General features: G+C 58.6%; 26 protein-coding genes. 19 read left to right on the top strand and 7 right to left on the bottom strand.

Annotated features, from left to right (window positions below; translation table 11 throughout):
• Positions 1–62: 62 nt before the first annotated feature.
• Both VIN96_RS15455 and VIN96_RS15450 read left to right on the top strand, forming a co-directional pair.
• Positions 63–905 (top strand): LOG family protein, encoded by an 843-nt coding sequence (locus tag VIN96_RS15455; protein WP_331897412.1) that lies wholly within the window; start codon positions 63–65, stop codon positions 903–905.
• A 75-nt stretch (positions 906–980) separates the two neighbouring features.
• The gene (locus tag VIN96_RS15450; protein WP_331897410.1) at positions 981–1415 is read left to right on the top strand and encodes a cytochrome c; all 435 of its coding nucleotides are present in this window, start codon (positions 981–983) and stop codon (positions 1413–1415) included.
• A 67-nt stretch (positions 1416–1482) separates the two neighbouring features.
• Here the strand turns inward: VIN96_RS15450 and VIN96_RS15445 are convergent, their stop codons facing one another.
• Complete coding sequence (locus VIN96_RS15445) at positions 1483–2400, bottom strand: branched-chain amino acid aminotransferase (RefSeq protein ID WP_331897408.1); 918 nt, start codon at positions 2398–2400, stop codon at positions 1483–1485.
• A 156-nt stretch (positions 2401–2556) separates the two neighbouring features.
• On the opposite strand from VIN96_RS15445, the gene VIN96_RS15440 reads away from it, so the two are divergent.
• The 4 genes from VIN96_RS15440 (at position 2557) to VIN96_RS15425 (ending at position 6211) form a co-directional block, all read left to right on the top strand.
• Complete coding sequence (locus VIN96_RS15440) at positions 2557–3069, top strand: MarR family winged helix-turn-helix transcriptional regulator (RefSeq protein ID WP_331897406.1); 513 nt, start codon at positions 2557–2559, stop codon at positions 3067–3069.
• Positions 3070–3112: 43 nt separating this feature from the next.
• Positions 3113–3817, top strand: a complete 705-nt coding sequence (locus VIN96_RS15435; RefSeq protein ID WP_331897404.1) for a response regulator — start codon at positions 3113–3115, stop codon at positions 3815–3817.
• A gap of 10 nt (positions 3818–3827) precedes the next feature.
• Positions 3828–5147: an ATP-binding protein gene (locus VIN96_RS15430; protein ID WP_331897402.1), complete on the top strand. Its 1320-nt coding sequence runs from the start codon at positions 3828–3830 to the stop codon at positions 5145–5147.
• Positions 5148–5416: 269 nt separating this feature from the next.
• A complete protein-coding gene (locus VIN96_RS15425) occupies positions 5417–6211 on the top strand; it encodes a c-type cytochrome (RefSeq protein WP_331897400.1) in 795 nt (264 codons plus the stop codon).
• On the opposite strand, the gene VIN96_RS15420 is transcribed toward VIN96_RS15425, so the two are convergent.
• The 4 genes from VIN96_RS15420 to VIN96_RS15405 all read right to left on the bottom strand — a co-directional run bounded on the left by VIN96_RS15420 (position 6208) and on the right by VIN96_RS15405 (position 8439).
• On the bottom strand, positions 6208–6549 hold the full coding sequence (locus VIN96_RS15420; RefSeq protein WP_331897398.1) for a tRNA-binding protein: 342 nt from the start codon (positions 6547–6549) through the stop codon (positions 6208–6210). The genes VIN96_RS15425 and VIN96_RS15420 overlap by 4 nt on opposite strands.
• A gap of 2 nt (positions 6550–6551) precedes the next feature.
• On the bottom strand, positions 6552–7364 hold the full coding sequence (proC, locus tag VIN96_RS15415; protein WP_331897396.1) for a pyrroline-5-carboxylate reductase: 813 nt from the start codon (positions 7362–7364) through the stop codon (positions 6552–6554).
• Between the two features lies 1 nt (position 7365).
• On the bottom strand, positions 7366–7869 hold the full coding sequence (locus VIN96_RS15410; RefSeq protein WP_331897394.1) for a YbjN domain-containing protein: 504 nt from the start codon (positions 7867–7869) through the stop codon (positions 7366–7368).
• 282 nt (positions 7870–8151) lie between these two features.
• A complete protein-coding gene (locus tag VIN96_RS15405; RefSeq protein ID WP_331897392.1) occupies positions 8152–8439 on the bottom strand; it encodes an accessory factor UbiK family protein in 288 nt (95 codons plus the stop codon).
• A 161-nt stretch (positions 8440–8600) separates the two neighbouring features.
• Here VIN96_RS15405 and rfaD point away from each other — a divergent pair, with 161 nt between their 5' ends.
• Genes rfaD through VIN96_RS15390 form a run of 3 tightly spaced genes read left to right on the top strand, consistent with a single transcriptional unit; the run spans position 8601 to position 11516 of the window.
• Positions 8601–9587, top strand: coding sequence for an ADP-glyceromanno-heptose 6-epimerase (rfaD, locus tag VIN96_RS15400; protein ID WP_331897390.1), 987 nt, complete (start codon positions 8601–8603; stop codon positions 9585–9587).
• Between the two features lie 12 nt (positions 9588–9599).
• Positions 9600–10394, top strand: coding sequence for a prolipoprotein diacylglyceryl transferase (lgt, locus tag VIN96_RS15395; protein ID WP_331897388.1), 795 nt, complete (start codon positions 9600–9602; stop codon positions 10392–10394).
• A 33-nt stretch (positions 10395–10427) separates the two neighbouring features.
• A complete protein-coding gene (locus tag VIN96_RS15390; protein WP_331897386.1) occupies positions 10428–11516 on the top strand; it encodes a class I SAM-dependent methyltransferase in 1089 nt (362 codons plus the stop codon).
• Between the two features lie 25 nt (positions 11517–11541).
• Here VIN96_RS15390 and VIN96_RS15385 read toward each other — a convergent pair whose 3' ends face one another.
• The gene (locus VIN96_RS15385; protein ID WP_331897384.1) at positions 11542–11793 is read right to left on the bottom strand and encodes a hypothetical protein; all 252 of its coding nucleotides are present in this window, start codon (positions 11791–11793) and stop codon (positions 11542–11544) included.
• 151 nt (positions 11794–11944) lie between these two features.
• Between VIN96_RS15385 and pgeF the strand changes: the two genes are divergently transcribed.
• From pgeF to VIN96_RS15335, 10 genes are all read left to right on the top strand, one after another.
• Positions 11945–12709: a peptidoglycan editing factor PgeF gene (pgeF, locus tag VIN96_RS15380; protein WP_331897383.1), complete on the top strand. Its 765-nt coding sequence runs from the start codon at positions 11945–11947 to the stop codon at positions 12707–12709.
• Positions 12706–13665 carry a hypothetical protein gene (locus VIN96_RS15375; RefSeq protein ID WP_331897381.1) on the top strand — a complete coding sequence of 320 codons (960 nt, stop codon included), beginning with the start codon at positions 12706–12708 and terminating at the stop codon, positions 13663–13665. The genes pgeF and VIN96_RS15375 overlap by 4 nt, the downstream gene beginning before the upstream one ends.
• Before the next feature lie 246 nt (positions 13666–13911).
• Complete coding sequence (locus tag VIN96_RS15370) at positions 13912–14847, top strand: ribose-phosphate pyrophosphokinase (protein WP_331897379.1); 936 nt, start codon at positions 13912–13914, stop codon at positions 14845–14847.
• A gap of 166 nt (positions 14848–15013) precedes the next feature.
• Entirely contained in the window at positions 15014–15652 is a 639-nt protein-coding gene (locus VIN96_RS15365) for a 50S ribosomal protein L25/general stress protein Ctc (protein WP_331897377.1), read from the top strand.
• A gap of 18 nt (positions 15653–15670) precedes the next feature.
• A complete protein-coding gene (pth, locus tag VIN96_RS15360) occupies positions 15671–16288 on the top strand; it encodes an aminoacyl-tRNA hydrolase (protein ID WP_331897375.1) in 618 nt (205 codons plus the stop codon).
• The gene (gene ychF, locus VIN96_RS15355; protein WP_331897373.1) at positions 16288–17388 is read left to right on the top strand and encodes a redox-regulated ATPase YchF; all 1101 of its coding nucleotides are present in this window, start codon (positions 16288–16290) and stop codon (positions 17386–17388) included. Before pth ends, ychF begins: the two co-directional genes overlap by 1 nt.
• A 121-nt stretch (positions 17389–17509) precedes the next feature.
• Positions 17510–18883 carry a S1C family serine protease gene (locus VIN96_RS15350; protein ID WP_331897371.1) on the top strand — a complete coding sequence of 458 codons (1374 nt, stop codon included), beginning with the start codon at positions 17510–17512 and terminating at the stop codon, positions 18881–18883.
• Positions 18884–18996: 113 nt separating this feature from the next.
• Positions 18997–19884 carry an S-methyl-5'-thioadenosine phosphorylase gene (locus VIN96_RS15345; RefSeq protein ID WP_331897369.1) on the top strand — a complete coding sequence of 296 codons (888 nt, stop codon included), beginning with the start codon at positions 18997–18999 and terminating at the stop codon, positions 19882–19884.
• 4 nt (positions 19885–19888) lie between these two features.
• Positions 19889–20992, top strand: a complete 1104-nt coding sequence (mtnA, locus tag VIN96_RS15340) for an S-methyl-5-thioribose-1-phosphate isomerase (RefSeq protein ID WP_331897367.1) — start codon at positions 19889–19891, stop codon at positions 20990–20992.
• Positions 20992–21741, top strand: a complete 750-nt coding sequence (locus tag VIN96_RS15335; RefSeq protein ID WP_331897365.1) for a class II aldolase/adducin family protein — start codon at positions 20992–20994, stop codon at positions 21739–21741. The genes mtnA and VIN96_RS15335 overlap by 1 nt, the downstream gene beginning before the upstream one ends.
• On the opposite strand, the gene VIN96_RS15330 is transcribed toward VIN96_RS15335, so the two are convergent.
• Positions 21742–24435, bottom strand: coding sequence for a GNAT family N-acetyltransferase (locus VIN96_RS15330; RefSeq protein WP_331897363.1), 2694 nt, complete (start codon positions 24433–24435; stop codon positions 21742–21744).
• Positions 24436–24438 lie beyond the last annotated feature (3 nt).

The following is a 24438-nucleotide window of genomic DNA, read 5'->3' as shown; positions in this document are numbered from 1 at the left end:
TTTTGTTTTCGATTGGGTGAAAACTATAAGAGCAATAAGGACTTAGATCTGGAGACCCGATCATGGCGAGAAAGCCCGACAAGCGCGATGGCGAAAACGGCGCGGACAGGCCGATCAAAGCCTATAAAGATTTGGACTTCATCCGAAGCCGCGCCGGTCGCCCCATGCGCATTATGGCGGAATTTTTGGAGCCGGAAGATCGCTTCGAACGTCATAGCATTTCCGACACCATCGTGTTTTTCGGTTCCGCGCGCATTCGTTCGCGCGAGGTCGCGGAAGCAGCGTTGCAATCGGCCAAGAACCACGGCGGCGACGTGGCTCGGGCGGAACAAACGTTGCAGATGTCTCGCTACTACGAAGAAGCGCGCGAATTATCACGGCGTCTGACGGAATGGTCGAAGGGTCTGAAAGGGCGCTCCAAACGCTTCGTGATGTGTACCGGCGGCGGTCCCGGTATCATGGAAGCCGCCAATCGCGGCGCCGCCGACGCCAAGGGCCACAACATAGGGCTTAATATTTCTCTGCCGTTCGAACAGCATGAAAATCCCTACGTTTCGCGCGAGTTGGCGTTCGAGTTTCATTACTTCTTCATGCGCAAATTTTGGTTTTCATATCTCGCCAAGGCGATGATCGTGTTCCCCGGCGGCTATGGCACACTCGACGAGTTCTTTGAGTTGATGACTTTGGTTTCGACCCGCAAGATGGGCAAGGCCATGCCGGTCGTGCTGTACGGGTCTGAGTATTGGAACGAGATCTTGAACCTCGACGCGATGGTCAAATACGGCACCATCTCGCCCAGCGACCTGGAACTGTTTCATTGTTCCGACAGTGTTGACGATGCGTTCGATTTTCTCGTCGAAAAGCTGAGCGAGCATCACGTCGACAAACCCGGCGGGGCAATGTGACGTATTGACCTTCCCATCTCTGGAGCGTTTACGCTGCTTTTAAGGTTCTATAAAAGCAAGGGGATGTGAGAAACGATGAGTATGGTCAATCATCTACCCAAGTTTATCGTTGTCCTGGTTCTGTTGGCCAGCGGCGGTGTCATCGCTTCAAAAATAACCAGCCGCTCAGCGTCCAGTGCCACGTTGGTGGATGTTCAGGTTCCGCTGCTTTCCTCTAAAGCGAAGGTCGGTCAGGAGAGCTTTGAGGCGATCTGCGCCCAATGTCATGGCAAAAATGCATCGGGCAGTGAACAAGGCCCGCCGTTGATTCACGATATATACAATCCTGGGCATCACAGCGACCAAACCTTCCAATTGGCAGCTGTGCGCGGCGTTAAACGCCACCATTGGAACTTTGGCGACATGCCGCCTCAGCCTCAGGTCTCAGCCAAGAAGATGGCCTCGATCATCATCTATGTGCGCGAATTGCAGCAGGCCAACGGGATCGTTTATCGCGAACACAGGATGTAGCTCTCAGGTCACAAAAAAACCGCATCGGTGATGCACCGATGCGGTTTTAGGCTTTGAGCTTTAAGCTTTAAGATGCGCGGCTTTGGCTGTTGAGCGGCATTTCGGCGGTGACTTTGCCGACAGCTCTTTCGTACGCGGTCATCAAGGTTTGGGTAATCTCGCCAACTTGGTAGGTGTGATCGTCGATGCGTCCCACCGGGGTGACTTCCGCGGCCGTGCCGGTGAGGAACACCTGCGTCGCGTTGCCCAGTTCTTCGGGCATGATCACGCGTTCGACCACTTCGATGTCGTGCGCGCGGGCCAGGTCGATGACCGTGCGTCGGGTGATGCCGTCGAGGAAGCAGTCGGGAATCGGGGTGTGAAGTTTGCCGTCACCCATTTCCATGAAGATGTTCGCGCCGGTGGCTTCTGCGACCTGTCCGCGCCAATCGAGCATCAACGAATCGGTGAAGCCCTTTGCTTCGGCTGCGTGTTTGGACAGCGTAGCGATCATATAAAGCCCTGCGGCCTTGGCATGAACCGGTGCGGTGTTGGGCGGCGGGCGTCGCCATTGCGACGTCGTCAGGCTGATGCCTTTGGCGCGCGCTTCGGGCGAGAAATAGCTGGGCCATTCCCACGCCGCCACGGCGAAATGGATGGTGTTGCTTTGCGCTGCCACACCCATCATTTCACTGCCGCGCCACGCCACCGGGCGCAGGTAGCCGTCGGTGATACCGTTGACGGTGCACGCGTCGATACAGGCTTGGTCGATCTCTTCGACGCTGTAGGGGATTTTAAAGCCCATGATTTCGGCGGATTTGATCAAACGCTCGGAATGCTCGCGCAGCTTGAAGATCTTGCCCGAATACATACGAACGCCTTCGAACACCGCCGATCCGTAATGCAAGGCATGGGTCAGCAAGTGAACCTTGGCATCGCGCCAGTCCACCATTTCACCGTCGTAATAGATCTTGCCATCACGGTCGTCGTAAGCGGGACCCGCCATCGTCTTCACCCTTCTCGTTGCTTCAGCTTACTCAGCCAAAGGATATTTTGGAATAATATTACCGAATTGGGACTTTTCCCAGGAATGTTGTTGCGTTTTTTATCAGGACTCGGCATATATGTCAACAAGGCTGACTTAATTTGATGTGGAGGCGATATGAGCCAGAGCGAGCCGGCAGGCGCGAACGATGAGCTGCTGAACGCCTATCTCAGTGACGAGGAACTGCGCCAAGCACTGGAGCTTTTGTTCTTTGCCTATCGCGACTTTACCGGCGAGCCGGATGCGATTCTTGCCGACGACGGCTTCGGCCGCGCCCATCATCGCGTCATCTATTTCGTCAAACGCAATCCCGGCATCACTGTCAATCGGCTGTTGGGCATCTTGAAGATCACCAAGCAAAGCTTGTCCAGGGTGCTGGGCCAATTGGTGCGCGAAGGTTACATCGATCAAGAAACGGATGTGGGTGATCGCAGGCGGCGCATTTTGGCCCTGACCGATAAAGGTGAAGCGTTGGAAGGCCGCTTGACGGGCTGTCAAAGCGCGCGCATCAGCCGGGCCTACAAGGCCGCCGGGGCACAGGCCGTTCAAGGCTTCAAGGCGGTGTTGACGGAAATCATCAACGCCGACGATCGGGCGCGTTTCACGGGTGGTGGCCCTCATACCGATTGAGGTGCTAAGGTCGCGCTATGAAACGGTGAGGAGGCCTGGGGGCATGGTGGCGGATCTTCCGCACATATTGGTGGTGGACGACGATGATCGTCTGCGCGAGTTGTTGAGAAAGTATCTCAGCGACAACGGCTTCATCGTGATCAGTGCGACCGATGCCGCCAACGCGCGCGCCAAGCTGGCGTCGTTGGCGTTCGACCTGATCGTGCTGGATTTGATGATGCCGGGCGAAAGCGGCCTCGACTTCGCCGCCGATCTGCGCACCACCTCCGACGTGCCGATCTTGATGTTGACTGCCATGGGCGAGGCCGAAGACCGCATCCGTGGGCTGGAACACGGTGCCGACGACTATCTCACCAAACCGTTCGAACCGCGCGAATTGTTGCTGCGCGTCAACAACATCCTCAAGCGCGCCCCGCAACGCAACGACGTCGACGAAGCACCGCGCATGATCACCATGGGTGCGGCAAGCTTTGATTTGGATCGTGGCGTGTTGAAGGTCGACGACCGGCCGGTGCGCCTGACCACGGTCGAGGTTCAGTTGCTGAAGGTGCTCGCCGAACGTCCGGGGGAGCCGTTGTCGCGCGACGATTTGATCGAACGCACCGGCGCGGGCGCCGATGCCAGCGGCGGCGGACGTGCGGTGGATGTGCAAGTCACGCGGTTGCGCCGAAAAATCGAAGCGGATCCCAAGCTGCCGCGCTATCTTCAGACGGTGCGTGGCAAGGGCTACGTCCTGATGCCGGATTGAGGGGCGCGCCATGCAACTGTCCACGGTCTTGAAACCGTACTTGCCCAAAAGCCTGCTCGGGCGATCGGTGTTGATCATCGTCACGCCGCTGATCTTGCTTCAGGTGATCAGCGCGACGGTGTTTTTCGAAAACCACTGGAATAAGGTCGGGCGTCGTTTGGCGTTGGGCGTGGCCGGTGAAATCGCGGTGGTGATCGAAGGGATGCGTCGCGCGCCGGACGTTCTGGCGCAGCAGGCCCTGTTTCGCCAAGTGGAAGTTTCGTTGCAATTGGATATTGCGTTCAAGCGCGGCGACGTGCTGCGCGACACCCGCAAGCTCGGCGAAACCATCTTGGTGCGCCAATTGACCGGGGCCATGGACGAGGCGGTGGCCAAGCCGCATCGCATCGATGCGCAAAGCCAGGATCGCTTTGTCGAGATCGACGTGCAATTGGCCGATGGCGTGCTGAACGTCACGGTGCCGCGAAAGCGGCTGTTTTCCACCACCACCTATGTGTTCGTGCTGTGGATGGCGGGCACCTCGATGCTGTTGTTCGCGGTCGCCATGGTGTTCATGCGCAACCAGGTGCGTCCCATCCGCAGGCTCGCCCGCGCAGCCAAGGATTTCGGCATGGGCCGCGACACGCCGCGCTTCAAACCCGAAGGCGCGACCGAGGTTCGTCGTGCGGCAGGCGCGTTCATCGCCATGCGTAACCGCCTCAAGCGTCATATCCAACAACGCACCGACATGTTGGCAGGGGTGTCGCACGATCTGCGCACGCCGTTGACGCGCATGAAGCTGCAACTGGAAATGATGGGCGACGTGGACGGTGTGGCGGATTTGAAAACCGACATCGCGGACATGGAGCACATGCTCGAAGAATACCTTGCCTTCGCCCGCGGAGAAGGTGGCGAAACGGCGGTGGACTTCAGCCTTTCGGACATGCTTTCGGAAATCGTCGGTCAGGCGCGGCGCAAGGGCGCGGCAATCGATTTGCATAGCGAAGGCGACATCCGCGCCCCGATCAAGCCCAATGCGCTGAAACGTGCACTGACCAATTTGGTGGAAAACTCCATCCGCCATGGCCAGCACATTTCCATTCGCTCAGGGGTGCGTGGCGAGACGGTGGAAATCGTCATTGACGATGATGGCCCTGGTATTCCCGAAGACAAGCGCGCCGACGTGTTCAAGCCGTTCGTGCGTCTCGACACCTCGCGCAATCCGGTCACCGGCGGTGTCGGCCTTGGCATGACCATCGCGCGCGACGTGATCCGCGGCCACGGCGGTGAAATTGAACTGGAAGACGCCCCCGGCGGCGGACTGCGTGTGCGGGTGTCGTTGCCGGTGTAAGCATTGATGGCCGCTTACAAGCTGGTGAGACATATCGCGATATTTATCCATCAAAACGGGAGTATGCCCTTGGTGGGGTTGGCGGTTGCACTCATCCTATTTTGATCGGCGCGCAAGGCCTCAGTTCAGGTGTTGAAAATGTCTTCGACCGTCGATACGTATTTTTCTACGAACAGGGCGCCATCAAAAAAATCGATCCATCGAATTCATTCATGTTATGATTAATATTGTATGATATTAATAATAGCGTGTGGGCATGGTGGGGCGCCATGAAACTCAACGTATGCATGAGATTCTGTGCGGTGACGTTCGCTCTATTTTGCGGCGTTTCAACGATTGCGCATGCAGAAACGACGTTCGACGGTTTGGATTTGGGTGACGTGGGTTACGTCAGCCTAAATGCGCGGCCCGATAAGCAATGGCAACAAGATGCTGCCCTGCAGCGTCGGGTTACCAAAACGATCGACGCTTGCTTCACCGCCTGTCACGGTCCCGAGAAAAGACAAAAGGACTCTCGCATCCCGAAAATTGCGGGACAAAAGTACTACTACGTTCTCAAGCAACTGGAAGTCTTCGATAAAAACAACATCGACAAAATGGCCGATAGCAGAAGCGAGTGGAGTCTTTGGGAGCGCTCTGACGAAAATATGAACAGGGTTACGTCCAAGGTTGCAACGGAGCTTTTTCCTTATCTTTCCGACGTTCTGGACAAGATGGAATGCAGTTCATCCGAGCCCGGAACGCGCCCGCCGTCAGCCTATAAGCCTCCGCCTCAATTGGTCGAACAATGCACATCTTGTCATGGTGTCGATGGGTTGGGCACGGCGTATAACGTGCCCATTCTTGCCGGCCAATCGCAAACGTATTTGCGCAAACAATTGTTGCTGATCCGCGACCGTGCCAACGGTCAGAAGTCAATAAATACCAAAAGCCGCAGGAACCACCCTCTCATGGAGGCGAAAATAAAACCGCTTTCGGATGTCGAGATTGGCCGCATGGCGAAATACTATGCAGGGTTGGATTGTCGCAGTTTTCAGGCGCAGGGTAGCGCAAGTACCCGCTAGTACAGACGCCCGCCCAGTGGGACGTCTTGGTCTGGGCTGAGCAGCACCACCTCACCGTTTTGGTCGGGCACGCCAAGCACCAGAACTTCACTCATGAATTTGCCGATCTGGCGCGGCGGAAAATTGACCACTGCCAGGACGTTCCGACCGATCAGCGTTTCGGGATCATAATGGACGGTGATTTGCGCCGATGTTTTGCGCTCGCCGATTTCAGCGCCGAAATCGATCCACAGCTTGATGGCGGGTTTGCGCGCTTCGGGGAACGGTTCGGCGCGCATCACTTGACCGACGCGGATGTCGACTTTGAGAAAGTCGTCGAAGGTGATGTCTGCGCTCATCTTTAACTGGCAAGTTCTTTCGAGCGCCGGGTTGCGGCGTCGATAGCCTTTTCCATCAGTTCTTTTAGCCCATGCGGTCCCATCAAAACCTCCAGAGCCGCCGCCGTAGTGCCGCCCGGCGAGGTGACGTTTTCGCGCAAGGTGGCCGCAGATTCCGGGGATTGGTGCAGCAGCTCACCGGCCCCCGCGACTGTGGCGCGGGCCAACTTGTCGGACAGCTCCGGCGGCAGACCGCTCATGCGTCCGGCGTGGCCCATGGCCTCGGCGAGCAAAAAGATGTACGCCGGGCCGCTGCCAGACACGGCGGTGACCGCGTCCATGTGCTTTTCGTCGTCGACCCATTCGACCTGGCCGACGGATGTCAGCAGTCGATCGCACAGCTCTTTTTGGGTGTCGGTGACGTTGGCGTTGGGGCAGCCCACGGTGATGCCGCGTCCGACCGATGCGGGGGTGTTGGGCATGGCGCGCACCACGGCGGCGTTCGTCCCCAAGATCGTTTCGAAGCTGGCGATGGTGCGGCCCGCTGCGATGGATAGGAACACGGTGGCGTGCGCGACCAGGTTTTTGTAAGGCGGAAGAACTTGGTCCATGACCTGAGGTTTGACCGCCAACACGGCAACGTCGGGGGCATAATCTTCCGCCAGCGCGTGTGCGCCGCTGACGGCATTTACGCCGTACTTTCCGGCCAGCGTCGCGGCCAGCTCGGCGCTGGGTTCAATGACGGTTATGTCGGTGGCGGCGATGCCTTGGTCGAGCCAGCCTTCCAGCATGGCGCCGCCCATCTTGCCGCAGCCGATGAGCAACAAAGTCGGCATGTTAGGCTTCACCCACGGTTTCAAGCAGTGCCGACGCCATGGCCTGTTCGGCGCTGTGTCCGCCCCAGATCACGTACTGGAACGCCGGGTAGAAGCGTTCGCATTCGTACAGCGCGGTTTCGACCATGTCTTGGATCTGTTCGATGGTCGGCGCTTCGGCCCCGCGCAGCGGCAGGGCATGGCGGAACATCGGCAAGCCTTCGTCGGCCCACAAGGTGAAATGACCCAGCCACAGCTTTTCGTTGGCCAGCATCAGCAGTTCGTGAACCGCGGCGCGCTTGTCCTTGTGGATGCGCATATCGAACGCGCACGTCAGTTGCAAGGCCTCGGCGTTGTCGCTCCAGGTGAAGTACATGGAGTAATCGCACCATTTACCGGGAACCTGCGCGGCGATTTCGGTATCGCAGCTGCGTTCGGTTTGCCACTCGTACAGACCGACGGTCTTTTCGACCACGTCCATCGGATGGTGCTGCGAAACTTCGATTTCACGATGCATAAGCGGCATGGTGTCAATTCCCCAAATCCACGGGACCCCTCGTTGTGGGCCACTTGATGTGTGCCTGTTAAGGCATGAGCACTAGATTTAGTGTGTCGAAGGGGGGAGAGACTCGCAAGCTGAGTCCAGAGGAAATGTGTGGATAAAGAGTCTTTTGGAAGTAATTTTCAATGATTCCATGTGGTTAGCCTCGATTCGCAAAAAGCCCCCCGAATCGGGCGAATCGGGGGGCTAAATGATTCAGAAACCACGCTTTTTTACAAAAACGCAGAGAATCGGGGCGAATCGGGTTTACTTCGACGCAGGTTTTTTACGTGGCGCGGGCTTTTTCGGTGCGCTCAATTGAGCTTCCAGTTCTGCCACACGGGCTTCGAGCTTTTCTTGTTCCGTGCGGGCCTTGGCGGCCATGGCTTTCACGGCGTCGAATTCTTCGCGGGTGACCAGGTTCATGTCGGCGAGCAATTTTTCGACATGGCGGCGCAGGAAGTTTTCGCCGTCGCCTTTGAGCCCTGTGACCGCGGACACGGCGCCGCTCGCCACTTTTGCCATATCGTCGAGAATGCGGTTCGAGGTCTGCATGGTGCGAAGTCCTTATGGAAAGCGTGAATTTCGAGGTGGCGCATTATGAAGCGCGCGGTTCGATTACGCAACCGCTCCCCTTGAACCTCACGTGTCGCCCCACTTGCCGGGAAGCCGCGTGGGTCCTATAAACGAGGACCGGAATTCAAAGGGGTTTTTTCATGTATATCGTCACCGGCGGGGCCGGATTTATCGGCTCCAACATCGTCTGGGCGTTGGAACAGCGCGGTTACAGCAAAATCGTGGTGGTGGACCGTCTGCGTGACGGCGTGAAGTGGAAAAACATCGCCAAGCGCGAACTCTACGACGTGGTCCATCCCGACGACCTGTTCGCCTTTTTGGACAAACACAATTCCAACGTCAAAGCGGTGTTCCACATGGGGGCGATTTCGTCGACCACGGAAACAGACGCCGACAAGATCCTGGATAACAATTTCCGCCTGTCGCTTGATTTATGGCAATGGTGCACGGCACACCATGTGCGCTTCATCTACGCTTCCAGCGCCGCGACATATGGCGGCGGCGAGCACGGGTTCGTCGATGACGCGGCGATCGATGCGTTGGCCAAGCTGCAGCCGCTCAACCCCTATGGCTGGAGCAAACAGCTGTTCGACCGCCGCGTGGCGCGCATGATGGCGAGCAACGAACCGCATCCGCCGCAGTGGGCGGGGCTCAAGTTCTTTAACGTCTATGGCCCCAACGAATATCACAAAGGCACCATGCAGAGCGTGGTCAGCCACGTCTTTCCGGTCGCCAACCGCGGCGAAGCGGCGAAGCTGTTTCAATCACACCGCCCCGATTACGAAGACGGCGGGCAGCTGCGAGATTTCGTGTCGGTCGACGATTGCGTCGATGTGATGATGTGGCTGCTGGACAATCCAACCGTTTCGGGCCTGTTCAATTGCGGCACCGGCCAAGCGCGGCCGTTCAAGGATCTGGCGGCCGCCGTCTACACGGCGCTGGGGTTGGAACCGACTATCGAATACGTGCCGACGCCCGAACATCTGCGCGACAAATACCAGTATTACACCCAGGCCGACATGAGCAAACTGCGCGCGGCGGGTTACACCAAGGAATTTACGCCGTTGGAAGAAGGCGTGCGCGCCTACGTTCAGGATTTTCTCTACACCGCCGACCCTTACCGCTAGAGGATATCCGACATGCTCGCCATTGCGTTTCCCATGATCGACCCGGTGCTGGTCGAAATCGGCCCGGTCGTCATTCGTTGGTACGCGTTGGCGTATATCGCGGGCTTGGTGATGGGTTGGCGTTATATGATTTGGCTGGCGCGTCAACCAGGTGCGTTGATCAAGCCTCAGGATGCCGACGACTTTCTGGTGTGGGCGGTGCTCGGCGTGATCTTGGGCGGGCGGCTCGGTTACGTGCTGTTTTACAAACCGGCGTACTATTTGGCGAACCCGACCGAAATCGTGCAAACGTGGCAAGGCGGCATGTCGTTTCATGGCGGCTTTTTGGGCGTGCTCATCGCCACGTTGCTGTTTTGCCGGGCGCGCAAAATCCGCTTTTGGGCGTTCATCGACTTGGCAGCCGTGGTGACGCCGATCGGGCTGTTCTTCGGGCGCATCGCCAACTTCATCAACGCCGAACTGTGGGGACGTCCCACCGATGTGGCGTGGGGTGTGGTGTTTCCCAACGGCGGGCCGTACCCGCGCCATCCCAGCCAGTTGTACGAGGCGGCGCTGGAAGGTCTGGTGTTGCTGGTGCTGCTGCATCTGGTGTGGCGGAGCGAAAGTCTGCGCACCAAGCCGGGCGTGATTTCGGGCGCTTTTTTGATCGGTTACGGCCTGTCGCGGGTGATCGTCGAGTTTTATCGCCAACCGGACGCGCACCTGGGCTATTTGTGGGGCGGCGCGACCATGGGCCAGCTGCTGTCCATCCCGATGGTGCTTGCGGGCATGGCGCTTATTGCATATGCGCGCAAGCGTCCTACATAAAGGCGGCCTCCCCCTATCAAGACGGAATTCGACATGAGCGATCTTTTCGACATCATCAAGGCCGAGATTCAAAGCGACGGCCCCATCACCGTGGCGCGTTACATGGAACTGGCCCTGGCTCATCCCGAGCACGGCTATTATATGAAGCAAGATCCGTTCGGCGAGGAAGGCGACTTCACCACCGCGCCGGAAATCAGCCAGATGTTCGGCGAAATGATCGGCTTGTGGACGGCGGTGGTGTGGCAGGCGATGGGCCAGCCCGATCCGCTCAACTTGGTTGAAATGGGTCCCGGTCGTGGCACCTTGATGGCGGACGCGTTGCGCGCGGCTTACGCGATGGAAGATTTCGACGATGCGGCGCGTTTGTGGTTGATCGAAACCAGCCCGGCGTTGCGCGCAAAGCAGAAAGTCGCGATGACGCCGAGCTTGATGATGCCAGCATGGCGCGATCGCTTCGAAGACGTCGGTTCCGGCCCGTTGGTGGTGATTGGCAACGAATTTTTCGATGCCCTGCCGATCCGCCAATATGAACGGGTCGAGGATGGCTGGCGCGAGCGTCTGGTCGGGCTGAATACGGCAGGCGATGCATTGACCTTTACGATATCATCTGAGCTCGCCGACAGCTCCTTGATCCCGGAAGATCTGCGCGATGCGACCGAAACGGGCGGCATTTTCGAGCACCAGCCCGCCGCCTGCGCGGTGATGCGTCAGGTGGCGGCACGTATCGTCGAACATGGCGGCGCGGCCCTGTTTATTGATTACGGCCACGGCGAACATGGTGTCGGCGATACCCTTCAAGCGGTACAGAATCACGAATTTTCCGATGTCTTGGCCAATCCCGGCGACGCCGACTTGACTGCACACGTCGATTTCCAACAACTCTCTGAGGTCGCCCGCGAAGCCGGGGCCGAGGTCTTGGGGCCGGTGCCACAAGGCGCGTTCCTGGAACGCTTGGGCATGCGCCAACGCGCCGATATGCTGATGATGAACGCCAGCGAGGAACAGATGGCGGAAATCGATGCAGCCTATGCGCGCCTGACCGATTCTGAGCAGATGGGTGCGTTGTTCAAGGTCATCGCCGTGGTCCCGCCCGGCTTTGGCGTTCCGCCCTGGGCCGGTTAAAAACGGCGGGATCTGGCCGACACGACTATATAATGGTCACTCGGCCAATGGCCTCGTTGCGCGTGATGTCGACCGCTTGCAAGACCATCTGCATTTGTGTGCCTTGGGTTACATTGTCGATGACCTTGTTTCCCATTTCCGACCAATCGCCGCGAAGCACATCGCCGATATCGGCGGTGATCCGACCGATGGTGCCTAAGACCACGCACTTGTGATCTTGCGTTTCCGCCACCACCGCGCCGAGTTGGCGGTTGATGGCCACAATGGTGCCATTCATAACGTGCCCCTTTTCCTCATGTCCAGCACGCACAACCTATCATTGATAGAATTGCCGGTAAAGTTCATAAAAGTTTCGGAAATTCCGATCCTTCTAACCGCTCGATATCGAAGTGGTTGGCTTTCCGCACGCCAGGCCGTTAAATAAGATCATGTTAACGGCAAGCACCCTCGACCATCCGCGCATTCGTCATGGTTTCTTCACCCGAGAAGGTGGGGTGAGCGAAGGCATATACGCCGGTCTCAACTGCGGCCCGGGATCGTCCGACGATGCCCAGGCCGTGGCGGAAAACCGCCGCCGCGCCCAAGCCATGTTGGGGCTTGGCGAAAATCGGTTGGTGACGTGCTATCAAGTTCATTCGCCCACCGTGGTGCGCGTAGAAGCACCTTGGGAACATGGCGATGCGCCACGTGCCGACGCCATGGTGACGAACCGCCCGGGAGTGGTGCTGGGGATTCTCACCGCCGATTGCGCACCGGTCTTGTTCGCCGATGTCGAGGCGGGGGTTATTGGCGCCGCGCACGCGGGCTGGAAAGGGGCCGTGGGTGGGGTTTTGCGCGCCACCGTCGCTGAAATGGTCGCCTTGGGCGCTAAAACGGAGCGTATTCACGCGGTCGTCGGGCCGTGCATCCATCAGCCATCATACGAAGTCGGCGAAGATCTGCGTCTTCAGGTCATTTCGGCGACACCGTGGGCCGATTGGTGCTTCGAACGTGCCGCTCGACCGGGTCACTATCAATTCGACCTGCCCAGTTATGTCAGCGGCGAATTGCAACGCCAAGACCTGGGCGCGGTCGAGGTGCTGGATTTCGACACTTATACGGATGAGCAGCGCTTTTTCAGCTACCGGCGTACGACCCACAGGGGGGAGCCGGATTACGGGCGGCAAATTTCCGCCATCGGTTTGACGCCATGATGCGTTGGTTGTCTGTTGCGGTGGTGGCCTTTTCCTTAGGGTTGGCGGCGTGTGCGGGCCCTACGGGTAAGAAGGTTTCGCGCTGGGACGCGTATTACGCCCGAACCGATACCCCGCGCGCCTACGTGGAGGTGGTCCCACCAGAAGGCACCACCGTGCCGATGGCCAAATTGATCGCGCAATACGTCGCCGATCACCTGAAACAAGAAAAGATTTCCGCCCAGATTGGTGATGGCAAGCAGGCCAATGCGCGACATTTCGTGCTGACCGGCATGGCCGAGGCCAACAAGGCCGAGCCGCGGGCAAAATACAGCCGGATCTTGCGTTGGATGCTGTCCGATGGGAATGGCCGGCTGATATCCACCTACAGTCTCGGGATCGAAGGCACTGAGCGTGAATGGGATTTCGGCGATCCTCAACTGTTGGCCTCAATCGGCATCGGCACCGCAGGGCCGGTGTCGCAGATGGTGTTGAAGGAAGTCAAAGCCACCGTGCCCATCGATCCGCTGCGCCGCGGGCTCTTGGTCGAGCAAGTGACCGGCCTGTCATCCGACGATGCCCGACATTTGACCCAAGCGGTGGCGGTGGCTCTACGAACATCGGACGTCTTGGTCACTGGTGATCCGCGTCAGGCATCGTTTCGCTTGGCCGGGCATGTGGAAATGTCGAACGTAGAGGGCGGTTTCGTCGATGTGCGCATTGTGTGGCGGGTCTTGACCATGGACCGGCGCGAATTGGGCAGTGCGGTGCAGGAAAACCGCCTACCTGCAGATACCGTTCTGCGACGGTGGGCCGATATTTCGCCGAGCATCGGCAAGGCCGCCGCTGTGGGCGTCGAGCATGTCTTCGGAACCCGCGTCGGACCGCCGCCAGGCGCGCCGACCCGCGCCACCGGAGAGCCGCCCGCCATTGTTTTGCCGGGCGAGCCGGGACGCGCCATGCCACCGCCTATGTGACCCTCCGTGTGACCCCACGGCCGCATATTCAGGTGTGCTGGCGCGAAAAACGGCGTTTTCGGCTCAATTAGCTTGTTTTCAAAGCGTATTGCACGTTTACAGCGGCGGTTCGCCTTGGTATGTTCCGCCGCGTTTCCCCTCGGCATCAAGGTCGGCGGAAACGAACCGATCTGGAGCACTGCTTCGTACGTCAGTTCGGGTGAGAAATGAAGGGCTACGCGCCCCAAGTTGAGCCGGGTTAATTCGATGAAGATTGTCGCAGGCAACAGCAATTTGCCGCTGGCCGAAGCTATTTCCAAGGAATTGGACATACCGCTGGCCAAAGGTACGATCCGGCGTTTCTCCGATATGGAGATTTTCGTTGAAATTCAGGAAAACGTACGCGGTGAAGACGTGTTTGTCATTCAGTCGACGTCGTATCCCGCAAACGATAACTTGATGGAGCTGCTGGTCGTGATTGACGCCTTGCGTCGTGGTTCGGCGCGCCGTATCACGGCGGTGTTGCCGTATTTCGGTTACGCCCGCCAAGACCGCAAACCTGCCCCGCGCACGCCCATTTCCGCCAAGCTGGTGGCCAACATGATCACCGCCGCCGGTGCCGATCGCGTGCTGACGATGGATTTGCATGCTGGGCAGATCCAGGGCTTCTTCGACATTCCGCTGGACAACCTTTACGCCGCGCCGGTTTTTACCCGCGATATCAAGGCGCGCTTAGCCGGAGAAAAGAACATCACGGTGGTCTCGCCCGACGTCGGTGGTGTGGTGCGCGCGCGCGCCGTGGCCAAGCGTTTGGACGCCGATTTGGCGATTATCGACAAACGCCGCGAACGCGCCGGTGTTTCCGAGGTGATGAACATCATCGGCGATGTTGAAAATCATCATTGCATTTTGATCGACGATATAGTTGATTCCGGCGGCACGCTTTGCAATGCGGCGGTTGCATTGAAGGATGCAGGGGCTTTGAAGGTTTATGCCTACATCACCCATGGCGTGCTTTCGGGTGGCGCCGTGGCGCGTATTGCGGCCTCGCCGTTGGAAAAGCTGATCGTGACCGACAGTATTCCGGCAACCGAAGCCGTTAAGGAAGCGCGCAACATCGAACAGCTTCCGATTGCGCCGTTGATGGCAGCCGCCATCCAGCGCATCAGCAGCGAAACATCGGTTTCGTCGCTGTTTGATTAAGATTTGAAAGTTACCCGGCCGGGGCAGCGCCTTAGATAAAGTCTGGCCACGGTAGGGTTTTGGAAGGCGCGTGTTACACGCGTCGTGAATGACACGAAAATCGTTTTGTGTCGCAAAGACACGGGCACCCCTGGAGGCTCGTGTCGCTTTTATAGGAGATAGCCAAATGGCTTCTAATGCTTTTGAGCTGAACGCTGAAATGCGTGAGCGGGCAGGTAAGGGGGCAGCCCGCGCGACCCGCCGTGCGGGGCGCGTGCCTGCCGTCATCTATGGTGACAAGAAAGAATCCGTTTTGATTTCGATCGAACCGCTCGAACTCAAGCGCCTGATCAACACCGGTAGCTTTTTCTCGCATCTGGTGGATATCAAGGCCGGTAAGGATTCCCATCGCGTGATCGCACGTGACATCCAGCTCGACCCGGTCACCGACCGTCCGCTGCACGTCGATTTCATGCGCATTTCCAAGGGCGCGACCATCGCGGTCAACGTTCCGATCCACTACATCAACGAAGAAGCCTCGCCGGGCCTCAAGTATGGTGGTGTGTTGAACGCAGTGCGTCACGAAGTCGAATTGAACGTGTCCCCGGAAGCCATTCCGGAGTTCATCGAAATTGATCTGAGCGGCCTCGAAGTGGGTGATTCCATCCACATCAGCGCCGTGGCGCTGCCGGCTGGCGCGACCCCGACGATCACCGATCGTGACTTCACCATCGCCACCATCGCCGCGCCGACGGTTTCCAAAGCTGTCGAAACCGAAAGCGAAGAAGGCGCCGAAGGCGAAACGGAAGAGGGCGGCGAGGAGTAATCCTAACCGCGACTTCTTATGTATCTTGTTGTGGGGCTCGGCAATCCCGGCGAAAAATACGCCCGGAACCGCCACAACATCGGGTTTATGGCGGCGGACGAAATTGTCCGCCGCCATTCCTTTTCCCCGTATCGCGCCAAATTTCAGGGTGAGATCTCTGAGGGCAAGATCGGAACCGAAAAGGTTCTGGTGTTGAAACCGCAGACGTTCATGAACGAATCCGGCCGCTCCGTGAAAGAGGCTGTGACGTTCTATAAGATCGCGCCCGAAGACATCATCGTGCTGCACGATGAGCTGGATTTGGCCCCCGGCAAATTGCGGGTTAAGCGTGGCGGCGGTCATGCGGGCCACAATGGTCTGCGTTCCATTCACGCCCATGTCGGCGAGGGGTATGCCCGGGTGCGGTTGGGCATCGGCCATCCGGGATCCAAAGACCGGGTGACGGGGCATGTATTGAAAGATTTCGCCAAGGCCGACCAGGACTGGATCGTCCCTCAACTCGACGCCGTGGCGGATAACATCGATTTAATTTTCGCGGGGCGCGATTCCGATTTCATGACCCGTGTGGCGCAGGCGATTAATCCACCGCGCAGCTCTAATAACAAGCCTTCCGGCAACGAAAAGGACGACGACTGATGGGTTTCAAGTGCGGCATCGTGGGCCTTCCCAATGTGGGTAAGTCGACTCTTTTCAACGCGCTCACCGCGACTGCCGCGGCGGAAGCCGCAAACTTTCCGTTTTGCACCATCGAGCCCAACGTCGGGCGCGTCGGCGTGCCCGATCCGCGCTTGGACAAGATCGCCGAGATCGGCGGTTCCAAGCAGATCATTCCGACCCAGCTGGAATTCGTCGACATCGCCGGTCTGGTGCGTGGCGCATCCAAGGGTGAAGGGCTGGGCAACCAGTTTCTCGCCAACATTCGCGAAACCGACGCCATCATCAAGGTGGTGCGCTGCTTTGAAGATGAAAATGTGACCCATGTCGAGGGCGGTGTCGATCCGATCCGTGACGCTGAAACCATCGAGACCGAGCTGATGCTCGCCGATATGGAAAGCTTGGAAAAGCGCGTTACGTCTTTGACCAAAAAAGCCCGTGGTGGCGACAAGGTGGCCAAGACCCAGTTGGAATTGGTTGAACGAACGCTAAAGGTTCTCGAAGATGGCAAGCCCGCGCGCACGGTCGAGGTTTCCGAAGACGAGCGCAAGGCGTTTGAGATGCTGCAACTGCTGACGTCCAAGCCGATCCTATATGTGTGCAACGTCGACGAGGACTCGGCGGCCACCGGCAACGCCTTGTCGGATAAAGTTGCCGAAATGGCGGCAGCGCAGGGTGCGCGTTCGGTGGTGATCTCGGCCAAAATCGAAGAAGAAGTCAGCCAACTGGACTCCGATGAGGAAAAACGGGAATTCCTAGAAACCCTGGGCTTGGAAGAAACCGGTCTGGCGCGGGTGATCCGTGAAGGTTACGCACTGCTTGGCCTGATCACGTTCTTCACCGTCGGTCCCAAGGAAGCGCGCGCTTGGACGGTGCACAAAAACGCCAAGGCTCCGCAAGCGGCGGGTGTAATTCACACCGATTTCGAACGCGGTTTCATCAAAGCCGAAACCATCGCCTATGACGACTTTGTCGCGTTGGGCGGCGAGCACGCGTGCAAGGAAGCGGGCAAAATGCGCCAGGAAGGCCGCGACTATTTGGTCAAGGACGGTGATATTTTCACCTTCCGCTTCAACGTCTAAGCAGTACCCGAAGACTCCCTATCAACAGCATGCTCTCGTACTGCCGTGCGAAAGTATGGACCTTCACCAATGGTCGTGCGATAAATAAAATTACATATAGTGGTTGTTTATCGGGGGGGGTATGTCGCGGTTCTGTAAGCCGTTTCATGCGGCAATGCTGGTGGGTTTGGTTTCGTTGGGGCTCGCCGGCTGCAATATGACCACGTCGATGGCGATTCCAAAGGTGCAGGCACCTGAGGGCGGACAACTGCGGCCTCATCAGGAACTTGCCCCGATCACGTTTGAAAAAGCCATCGCCGGATTGAAACGCGGGCGCGTGATCGCCCATTATCCAGGCGTCACGAATGCGAAGTTCGATGCCACGCTGTGCAACCAGACCTACAGCAATGATGCGCGGTTGGAATGGGGTAGCGGCAGCGCGTTGTTGGGTGGCTGGACGGATGAGTTGGCGGAAATCTTCAACGAAACCATGAGCCAATCCGGGCTCAATGTTGTGGGCGACCCCAAAGAGTTGTTTGAAGTCACCAAGTCCCGTCAGGCCGCGAAGTACCGCGTGGCGGCGCGTATGGTCGACATTCGCGGCAACGTATGTGAAGAGCACCATTGGTGGGACGGTCGCCCGTTAAGAAAATACGCGGCCGAGTTTTATCAAAAAATCGAATGGTCGGTGTATTCCAACTTTGAACGCCGAGTGGTCGCCAACATCGCGACCGAGGGCGTAGGGCGCCAAGATCGGGCGACCCCCGAAGGCATCATGGTGGCGTTCAATTCGGCTTTCGTCTCGGCTACGGAGGCATTGGCGGCGGACAAGTCGTTTTTAGATCTGATCTCCCGCGGCGGGGGTGGTGAAAACCGCGTTCACAAGGGACCGGACAATGCTTTTTCCGCGCTCGTTTTATCGACGGCGAGGCTATCCGTCGAACCGTTTCAAAACCGCGTTGCGGACGCGATCGAATCCACGGTGACCGTCCGTGCTGGTAGCGGCCACGGCAGCGGTTTTGTCGTGTCGGGTGAAGGGTATATTCTGACCAACCACCATGTGGTCGGGGATGCAGGCGAGGTAGCGGTCGTTTTTAATACTGGTGTGGAGGTCAACGGTACCGTCGTACGCAAGGATCCGGTCCGCGACGTGGCGTTGATTCAGGTGCCCTTGCGCAAACTCCAATCCCTGCCGATACGCACACGCCAACCGCTCAAACGTCTGGATGTGGTGTACGCCATTGGCTCACCCATTGAGGAACGTCTGAAATCGACGGTTACGCGCGGCATCGTCAGTGCCTTTCGCACCGAAGATACGAGCGCCTTGCCTTTGATTCAGTCGGATGTCGATATTTCGGCGGGCAACAGCGGCGGTCCGTTGTTGGATCAGCATGGCAATGTCGTGGGAATCTCCGTGGCGGGGTATTCGGCCGATTCCTTTTCCTCGGGATTGAATCTTTTCATTCCCATCGACAGCGCCTTGGAGTTCCTGAATATTACCGTCGATGGCGGTTAAAAATGCCGATGCAGGCATTTTCTCAGGTCTGTTCTCCGCCATTTTTGCATGCTAGAAGCTTAGATAAGGTGTGTACGCACCATTTTGTATAGCTTGTATTGGGGGGTGGCCACATGACGGCATCCGGAACCCCGCCCGTCATCGGTGTGATCGGCGGCAGCGGTATTTATGAAATCGACGGGTTGGAAAACACCCGTTGGGAAAAGGTCGAAAGCTCTTTCGGCGCACCGTCGGACGAATTGTTGTTCGGTGAGTTGGGCGGCCAGAAAATGGTGTTTTTGCCCCGTCATGGCCGCGGCCATCGCATTCCGCCCTCCGAGCTGAATTTCTGTGCCAACATCGACGCCATGAAGCGTGCCGGGGTCACCGAAATCATCTCCGTTTCCGCGTGCGGCTCGCTCAAGGAAGAATTGCCGCCCGGCACCTTCGTGATTTGCGACCAGTTCATCGACCGCACCTTCGCGCGGACCAAAAGCTTCTTCGGTACCGGCTTGGTGGCGCACGTGGCGCTCGGCGATCCGGTGTGCACGCGTTTGGGCGATGCGTTGGAAGAGGCCGCGAAAGAACTGGGTATCGACCATCAGCGTGGCGGCACCTATCTGGCGATGGAAGGACCGCAGTTTTCCACCCAGGCGGAATCGCACCTCTATCGCAGTTGGGGCTGCGACGTGATCGGCATGACCAACATGCCCGAGGCCAAGTTGGCCCGCGAGGCGGAGATGTGTTACGCCACCGTCGCCATGGTCACCGATTTCGATTGCTGGCATCCCGATCACGACCACGTTACGGTCGACAGCATCATCAAAACCTTGCTGGACAACGCCGACAAAGGCCGCTCCTTGGTCAAGACGGTTGCACCGAAACTTTCGGGCCGCAGCGAGAGCTGCTCATCGGGTTGTCACACCGCGCTCGATACCGCCATCATCACCGCGCCGGACGCCCGCGATCCGGCCATGATCGAAAAGCTCGACGCCGTCGCCGGGCGTGTTTTGAAAGGCTGATACCATGAAGGTCAACGGAACGCCGATGCGCACCATTTGGGTGTCGGACGATGGCGAAGCGGTCGATATCATCGACCAAACCAAGCTGCCGTTCGAGTTCGAAACCGTACGGCTGGAAACGGTGCAGGAAGCCGCCCACGCCATTTTCGACATGTTGGTGCGCGGCGCTCCGTTGATCGGTGCGACGGCGGCTTATGGCATGGCCTTGGCGATGAAGGACGATCCGTCCGACGAAAATCTCGCCCACGCGTCCAAGGTCTTGTTCGAGGCCCGTCCGACGGCGGTCAACCTGCGCTGGGCAATCGAAGATCAAAAGGCGTTGCTCGAACCGCTGAAACCGGAAAAGCGTTTCGACGCTGCCTGGAAGCGCGCCGCCGACATCGCCGACGAAGACGTCTCCATGTGCTCGTCGATCGGCGATCACGGCAAGGACCTGATCCAGATCGCCTATGAAAAAGCCGGCAAATCGCGCCCGGTGAACATCCTCACCCACTGCAACGCCGGGTGGCTGGCGACCGTGGATTGGGGCACCGCCATTGCGCCGATCTACAAGGCTCACGATGCGGGCATCCCCGTACATGTGTGGGTCGACGAAACCCGCCCGCGCAACCAAGGCGCCAGCCTGACGGCGTGGGAACTGGGTCAACACGGCGTGCCGCACACGGTGATCGTCGACAATGCCGGTGGGCATCTGATGCAGCACGGCAAGGTCGATCTGTGCATCGTCGGCACCGACCGCACGACCCGCACCGGCGACGTGTGCAACAAGATCGGAACGTATCTCAAAGCCTTGGCGGCCCACGACAACAAGGTGCCGTTTTACGTCGCGTTACCGGGACCGACCATCGACTGGAAGCTCGACGACGGCTTTAAAATTCCCATCGAAGAACGCGACGACACCGAAGTCACGAGGATGAACGGCAAGGACCGCGACGGCGTCGTGCGCAGCGTGCGCATCGTCGCCGAAGGCTCCAAAGGCGGCAATCCGGCGTTCGACGTCACCCCGGCACGGTTGGTGACGAAACTGATCACGGAACGCGGCGTGTGCGAGGCATCCGAAAGCGGGTTGCGCTCTCTGTTTCCCGAAATGCCCGAGGCCTGGTCCTGATGCGTCACTTCGATCTGCGCGCCAAGATCATCAAGACTGCGCTGAGCCTCAATGAAACCGGTCTCAGCGCGGGTGCGTCGGGCAACGTCTCGGCACGGGTCGAGGGCGGGTTCCTGATCACGCCGTCGGGCGTCAAGTATCACAAGCTGCGCCCCGAAGACATCGTGTTCATGGACATGGACGGCAACGCCACCGGAGATTTCGTGCCGTCCAGCGAATGGCGCTTTCATTTGGATATCTATCGTCAGCGCCGCTCAGCTAAAGCAATCGTGCATGCCCATCCGCCGTACGCGACTGCGTTGGCGTGCCTCAACAAAGGCATTCCGGCGTTTCACTACATGGTCGCGGTGGCGGGCGGCAAGGACATTCGTTGCTGCGCGTACAAGCCGTTCGGCACCCCGGAGCTGTCCGAAGAAGTCCTCGCCGCGCTGGCAGGGCGCCGGGCGTGCCTGATGAGCCACCACGGCCTGATCGCGTTCGGCGACAATCTGGAAAAGGCCATGAGCCTCGCCGTCGAGGTCGAGGTGCTGGCCCAGCAATACCAACTGGTGCTGCAAATGGGCGAGCCCGAATTGCTCAGCGAGCAAGATATGGAAGACGTGCTGCACCGCTTTTGGACCTACGGCGACAACGCCCAAAAGGTCGAAAACGAAAAGCGCCGCAAGCCGCGTAAAACGTGGAAGTCGGGCATCACGTACCCCAAGCGCAGTACGTTTTACAAACGTCCGGAAGAAAAAGACAGCCTGTAACTAAAGTTGCAACTGCACCTCGACAATGTCCGCTTCGACACGGCCGGTGATTTCAAAACCAAGCGTTTGCACGAAGTTGAGCATACGGCGGTTTTCGCTGAGGACTTGACCGACCATCGCTCGAGTGCCGCGTGAACGGCAGTAGTCGATCATCTTGCGCAACAGTTCATAACCCAAGCCCGCGCCCTTCATATCTGATCGCACCACGATGGAAAACTCGGCCTTGTCGTTGTCGGGATCAGTAAAGACGCGCACCACGCCGAGGGTCTCTTGCTTGTTCTCGGGTGTCGTCCAGGTCGCGATGAAGGCCATTTCGCGGTCGTAGTCGATCTGCGTCAAACGCGCCATTTGGCTGTGCGGCAATTCCTTCACCAAGCCGAAAAAGCGAAAGCGGATGTCTTCGGGGGTCAGCTTGGAAATGAAGACGTGGTGGTTGGGTTCGTCTTCGGGGCGGATCGGGCGGATTTGCACGTGCCGTGGGCCTTCGCCGTCGTGCCCCTTGATGGTAAAGGTACTTTCCAGGTTTTGCGGATATGGCCGAATAGCCAGACGGTCGCTGCCCACACCCGTCGCCGTTGCGACTTTGATGCGCGCATCCAGCGCCAATACGCCTTGGTCGTCGGCGAACAGCGGATTGATGTCGAGCTCTTCGATTTCGGGAATGTCGATGATCAGTTGGGCCACCTGATTGAGCGTCAGGCAGATGGCGTCGATGTCGGTCGGCGCATGATCGCGATACCCACCGAGCAGTTTGGAAATCTTGGTGCGCGATACCAGATCGCGCGCCAGGGCCATGTTCAGCGGCGGCAGTGCGACGGCGCGATCGCTGATCACCTCGACCGCCGTGCCGCCTTGACCGAACATGATGACCGGGCCGAAGACCGGGTCCAAGGTGACGCCGACAATCAATTCATAGGCATCCGGACGCCGGGCCATTTTCTGGATGGAAAAACCGCTGACTTGGGCATGTGGCAGGTTGTCTTTGAGACGCTCCGTCATCGCGTTGCAGGCTTGTTCCACCGCTTGTCGGTTCTTCAGACCCAAGATCACCCCGCCGACGTCCGATTTATGGGTGATGTCGGGAGACATGATTTTGACCACCACGGGATAACCCATGGCATCGGCAATATGGGTGGCGTCGCTCGGCGATTTGGCGATGTGGGTTTCGACGATGGGTATGCCGTATGCGGACAGAACGGCTTTTGCCTCCGGCTCGCTCAGGGTCGTGCGGCCGCTCGCCAGAACGGATTCGACGATCAGTTTTGCTGTTGCTGTGGCGGGCTTGAAAATGGTCGGCAGCGAGGGAGGCGTCTCCATCAAGATCACTTGGTTGCGGCGATGGTTGACCGTATGCATGAATGCCTGCACGGACTTCAACGGCGTGTCGAAGCACGAAATGTTGGATTGCGCCATGATCTCGCGCGCAGGGGCGGCGAATTCTTCGCCGACAAAACAGGTCATGATCGCGGAGCGCGGCTTTTCCTGTGCCAATTTCACGATGGTTTGGGCGATTTCCGTTGGCCTTACAACCGCGACGGGACAGTGCATGACCAATATGGCGTCGATCTCCTTGGCGTCCAAAAGCACCCGCAAAGCGGCTTCATAGCGTTCCCCGTTGGCGTCGCCGATGATATCGACGGGGTTTGCGTGCGACCATGTTTGCGGCAGGACGGCATCCAGCGCAGCAATGGTTTTGTCGCTCAGTTCGGCCAGCGTGCCGCCCAATTCGATCAGGTCGTCGACGGCCATCACCCCAAGGCCGCCGCCATTGGTCAATATCGCCAGGCGCTCGCCACCGGGACGGCGCCCGCGGCTGAGTGTTTCGACGGCGGCGAACAGTTCTTCGAATTCATAGACGCGCAACATACCCGCGCGCGCGAACGCGGCGTCGTAAACCGCGTCGTTGCTGGTCAGCGCGCCGGTGTGCGACGTGGCTGCGCGTGCGCCTTCCTTGGCACGCCCGGACTTGATCGCCAGGACAGGTTTGTTGCGCGCGGCGGCACGCGCCGCCGACATGAAGGTGCGATTGTGACGAATGGTTTCGATGTACAGCAAAATGGCCGAGGTATCGGGGTCGCTGCCCAGATAATCGAGTACGTCGCCGAAATCCAACTCGGCCATATCGCCCATGGATATGAAGTGCGAAAAGCCGATGCCGCGCGGCTTGGCCCAATCCAAAACGGACGTGCACAGCGCACCCGATTGCGACACAAAGGCGATTTGTCCCGGTAATGCGGAGGTGTGGGCAAAGCTGGCATTGAGGCCGATACCCGGCACCAGCAGACCCAAGCAGTTGTGCCCCAGGATGCGCATGCCGTGACGTTTGGCGGCACTCACCATGGATTGGGTGATGGTTTCGCCGTTGTCTTGCACGATGGCGCTTAGTCCCGCCGTCAAAACCGCCGCGGCACGCACGCCGCGCGCGCCCAGTTGATCGATGATTGTGGGGACGGTTTCCGGCGGGGTGCAGATCAACGCCAGGTCCGGTGTTTCCGGTAGGCTCTCTATGTCGGCATACGCCAAAACCCCACTGATCGAGCGATGGTTGGGGTTCACCGGCATAATCGGTCCGGAGAACCCACCATGCAACAGGTTGTCCATGACCAGGCGGCCAATCGATTGGGGCTGAGGCGAAGCGCCGATCACGGCCACCGAGTTCGGCTTGAACATACGATCGAGGTTTCTGGTGCTCATGGC

Origin of the sequence: Magnetovibrio sp. (assembly GCF_036568125.1) — a bacterium.
Taxonomy (GTDB): Bacteria; Pseudomonadota; Alphaproteobacteria; order Rhodospirillales; family Magnetovibrionaceae; genus Magnetovibrio.
Note: the sequence above shows the minus strand (reverse complement) of the source record. Positions and strands in the feature narration are given on the sequence as shown.

Excerpts from the sequence above, each read along its gene's own strand:
- VIN96_RS15455 (WP_331897412.1), top strand. The coding sequence starts at position 63 with ATGGCGAGAAAGCCCGACAAGCGCGATGGCGAAAACGGCGCGGACAGG.
- VIN96_RS15450 (WP_331897410.1), top strand. The coding sequence starts at position 981 with ATGAGTATGGTCAATCATCTACCCAAGTTTATCGTTGTCCTGGTTCTG.
- VIN96_RS15445 (WP_331897408.1), bottom strand. The coding sequence starts at position 2,400 with ATGGCGGGTCCCGCTTACGACGACCGTGATGGCAAGATCTATTACGAC.
- VIN96_RS15440 (WP_331897406.1), top strand. The coding sequence starts at position 2,557 with ATGAGCCAGAGCGAGCCGGCAGGCGCGAACGATGAGCTGCTGAACGCC.
- VIN96_RS15435 (WP_331897404.1), top strand. The coding sequence starts at position 3,113 with ATGGTGGCGGATCTTCCGCACATATTGGTGGTGGACGACGATGATCGT.
- VIN96_RS15430 (WP_331897402.1), top strand. The coding sequence starts at position 3,828 with ATGCAACTGTCCACGGTCTTGAAACCGTACTTGCCCAAAAGCCTGCTC.
- VIN96_RS15425 (WP_331897400.1), top strand. The coding sequence starts at position 5,417 with ATGAAACTCAACGTATGCATGAGATTCTGTGCGGTGACGTTCGCTCTA.
- VIN96_RS15420 (WP_331897398.1), bottom strand. The coding sequence starts at position 6,549 with ATGAGCGCAGACATCACCTTCGACGACTTTCTCAAAGTCGACATCCGC.
- proC (WP_331897396.1), bottom strand. The coding sequence starts at position 7,364 with ATGCCGACTTTGTTGCTCATCGGCTGCGGCAAGATGGGCGGCGCCATG.
- VIN96_RS15410 (WP_331897394.1), bottom strand. The coding sequence starts at position 7,869 with ATGCCGCTTATGCATCGTGAAATCGAAGTTTCGCAGCACCATCCGATG.
- VIN96_RS15405 (WP_331897392.1), bottom strand. The coding sequence starts at position 8,439 with ATGCAGACCTCGAACCGCATTCTCGACGATATGGCAAAAGTGGCGAGC.
- rfaD (WP_331897390.1), top strand. The coding sequence starts at position 8,601 with ATGTATATCGTCACCGGCGGGGCCGGATTTATCGGCTCCAACATCGTC.
- lgt (WP_331897388.1), top strand. The coding sequence starts at position 9,600 with ATGCTCGCCATTGCGTTTCCCATGATCGACCCGGTGCTGGTCGAAATC.
- VIN96_RS15390 (WP_331897386.1), top strand. The coding sequence starts at position 10,428 with ATGAGCGATCTTTTCGACATCATCAAGGCCGAGATTCAAAGCGACGGC.
- VIN96_RS15385 (WP_331897384.1), bottom strand. The coding sequence starts at position 11,793 with ATGAATGGCACCATTGTGGCCATCAACCGCCAACTCGGCGCGGTGGTG.
- pgeF (WP_331897383.1), top strand. The coding sequence starts at position 11,945 with ATGTTAACGGCAAGCACCCTCGACCATCCGCGCATTCGTCATGGTTTC.
- VIN96_RS15375 (WP_331897381.1), top strand. The coding sequence starts at position 12,706 with ATGATGCGTTGGTTGTCTGTTGCGGTGGTGGCCTTTTCCTTAGGGTTG.
- VIN96_RS15370 (WP_331897379.1), top strand. The coding sequence starts at position 13,912 with ATGAAGATTGTCGCAGGCAACAGCAATTTGCCGCTGGCCGAAGCTATT.
- VIN96_RS15365 (WP_331897377.1), top strand. The coding sequence starts at position 15,014 with ATGGCTTCTAATGCTTTTGAGCTGAACGCTGAAATGCGTGAGCGGGCA.
- pth (WP_331897375.1), top strand. The coding sequence starts at position 15,671 with ATGTATCTTGTTGTGGGGCTCGGCAATCCCGGCGAAAAATACGCCCGG.
- ychF (WP_331897373.1), top strand. The coding sequence starts at position 16,288 with ATGGGTTTCAAGTGCGGCATCGTGGGCCTTCCCAATGTGGGTAAGTCG.
- VIN96_RS15350 (WP_331897371.1), top strand. The coding sequence starts at position 17,510 with ATGTCGCGGTTCTGTAAGCCGTTTCATGCGGCAATGCTGGTGGGTTTG.
- VIN96_RS15345 (WP_331897369.1), top strand. The coding sequence starts at position 18,997 with ATGACGGCATCCGGAACCCCGCCCGTCATCGGTGTGATCGGCGGCAGC.
- mtnA (WP_331897367.1), top strand. The coding sequence starts at position 19,889 with ATGAAGGTCAACGGAACGCCGATGCGCACCATTTGGGTGTCGGACGAT.
- VIN96_RS15335 (WP_331897365.1), top strand. The coding sequence starts at position 20,992 with ATGCGTCACTTCGATCTGCGCGCCAAGATCATCAAGACTGCGCTGAGC.
- VIN96_RS15330 (WP_331897363.1), bottom strand. The coding sequence starts at position 24,435 with ATGAGCACCAGAAACCTCGATCGTATGTTCAAGCCGAACTCGGTGGCC.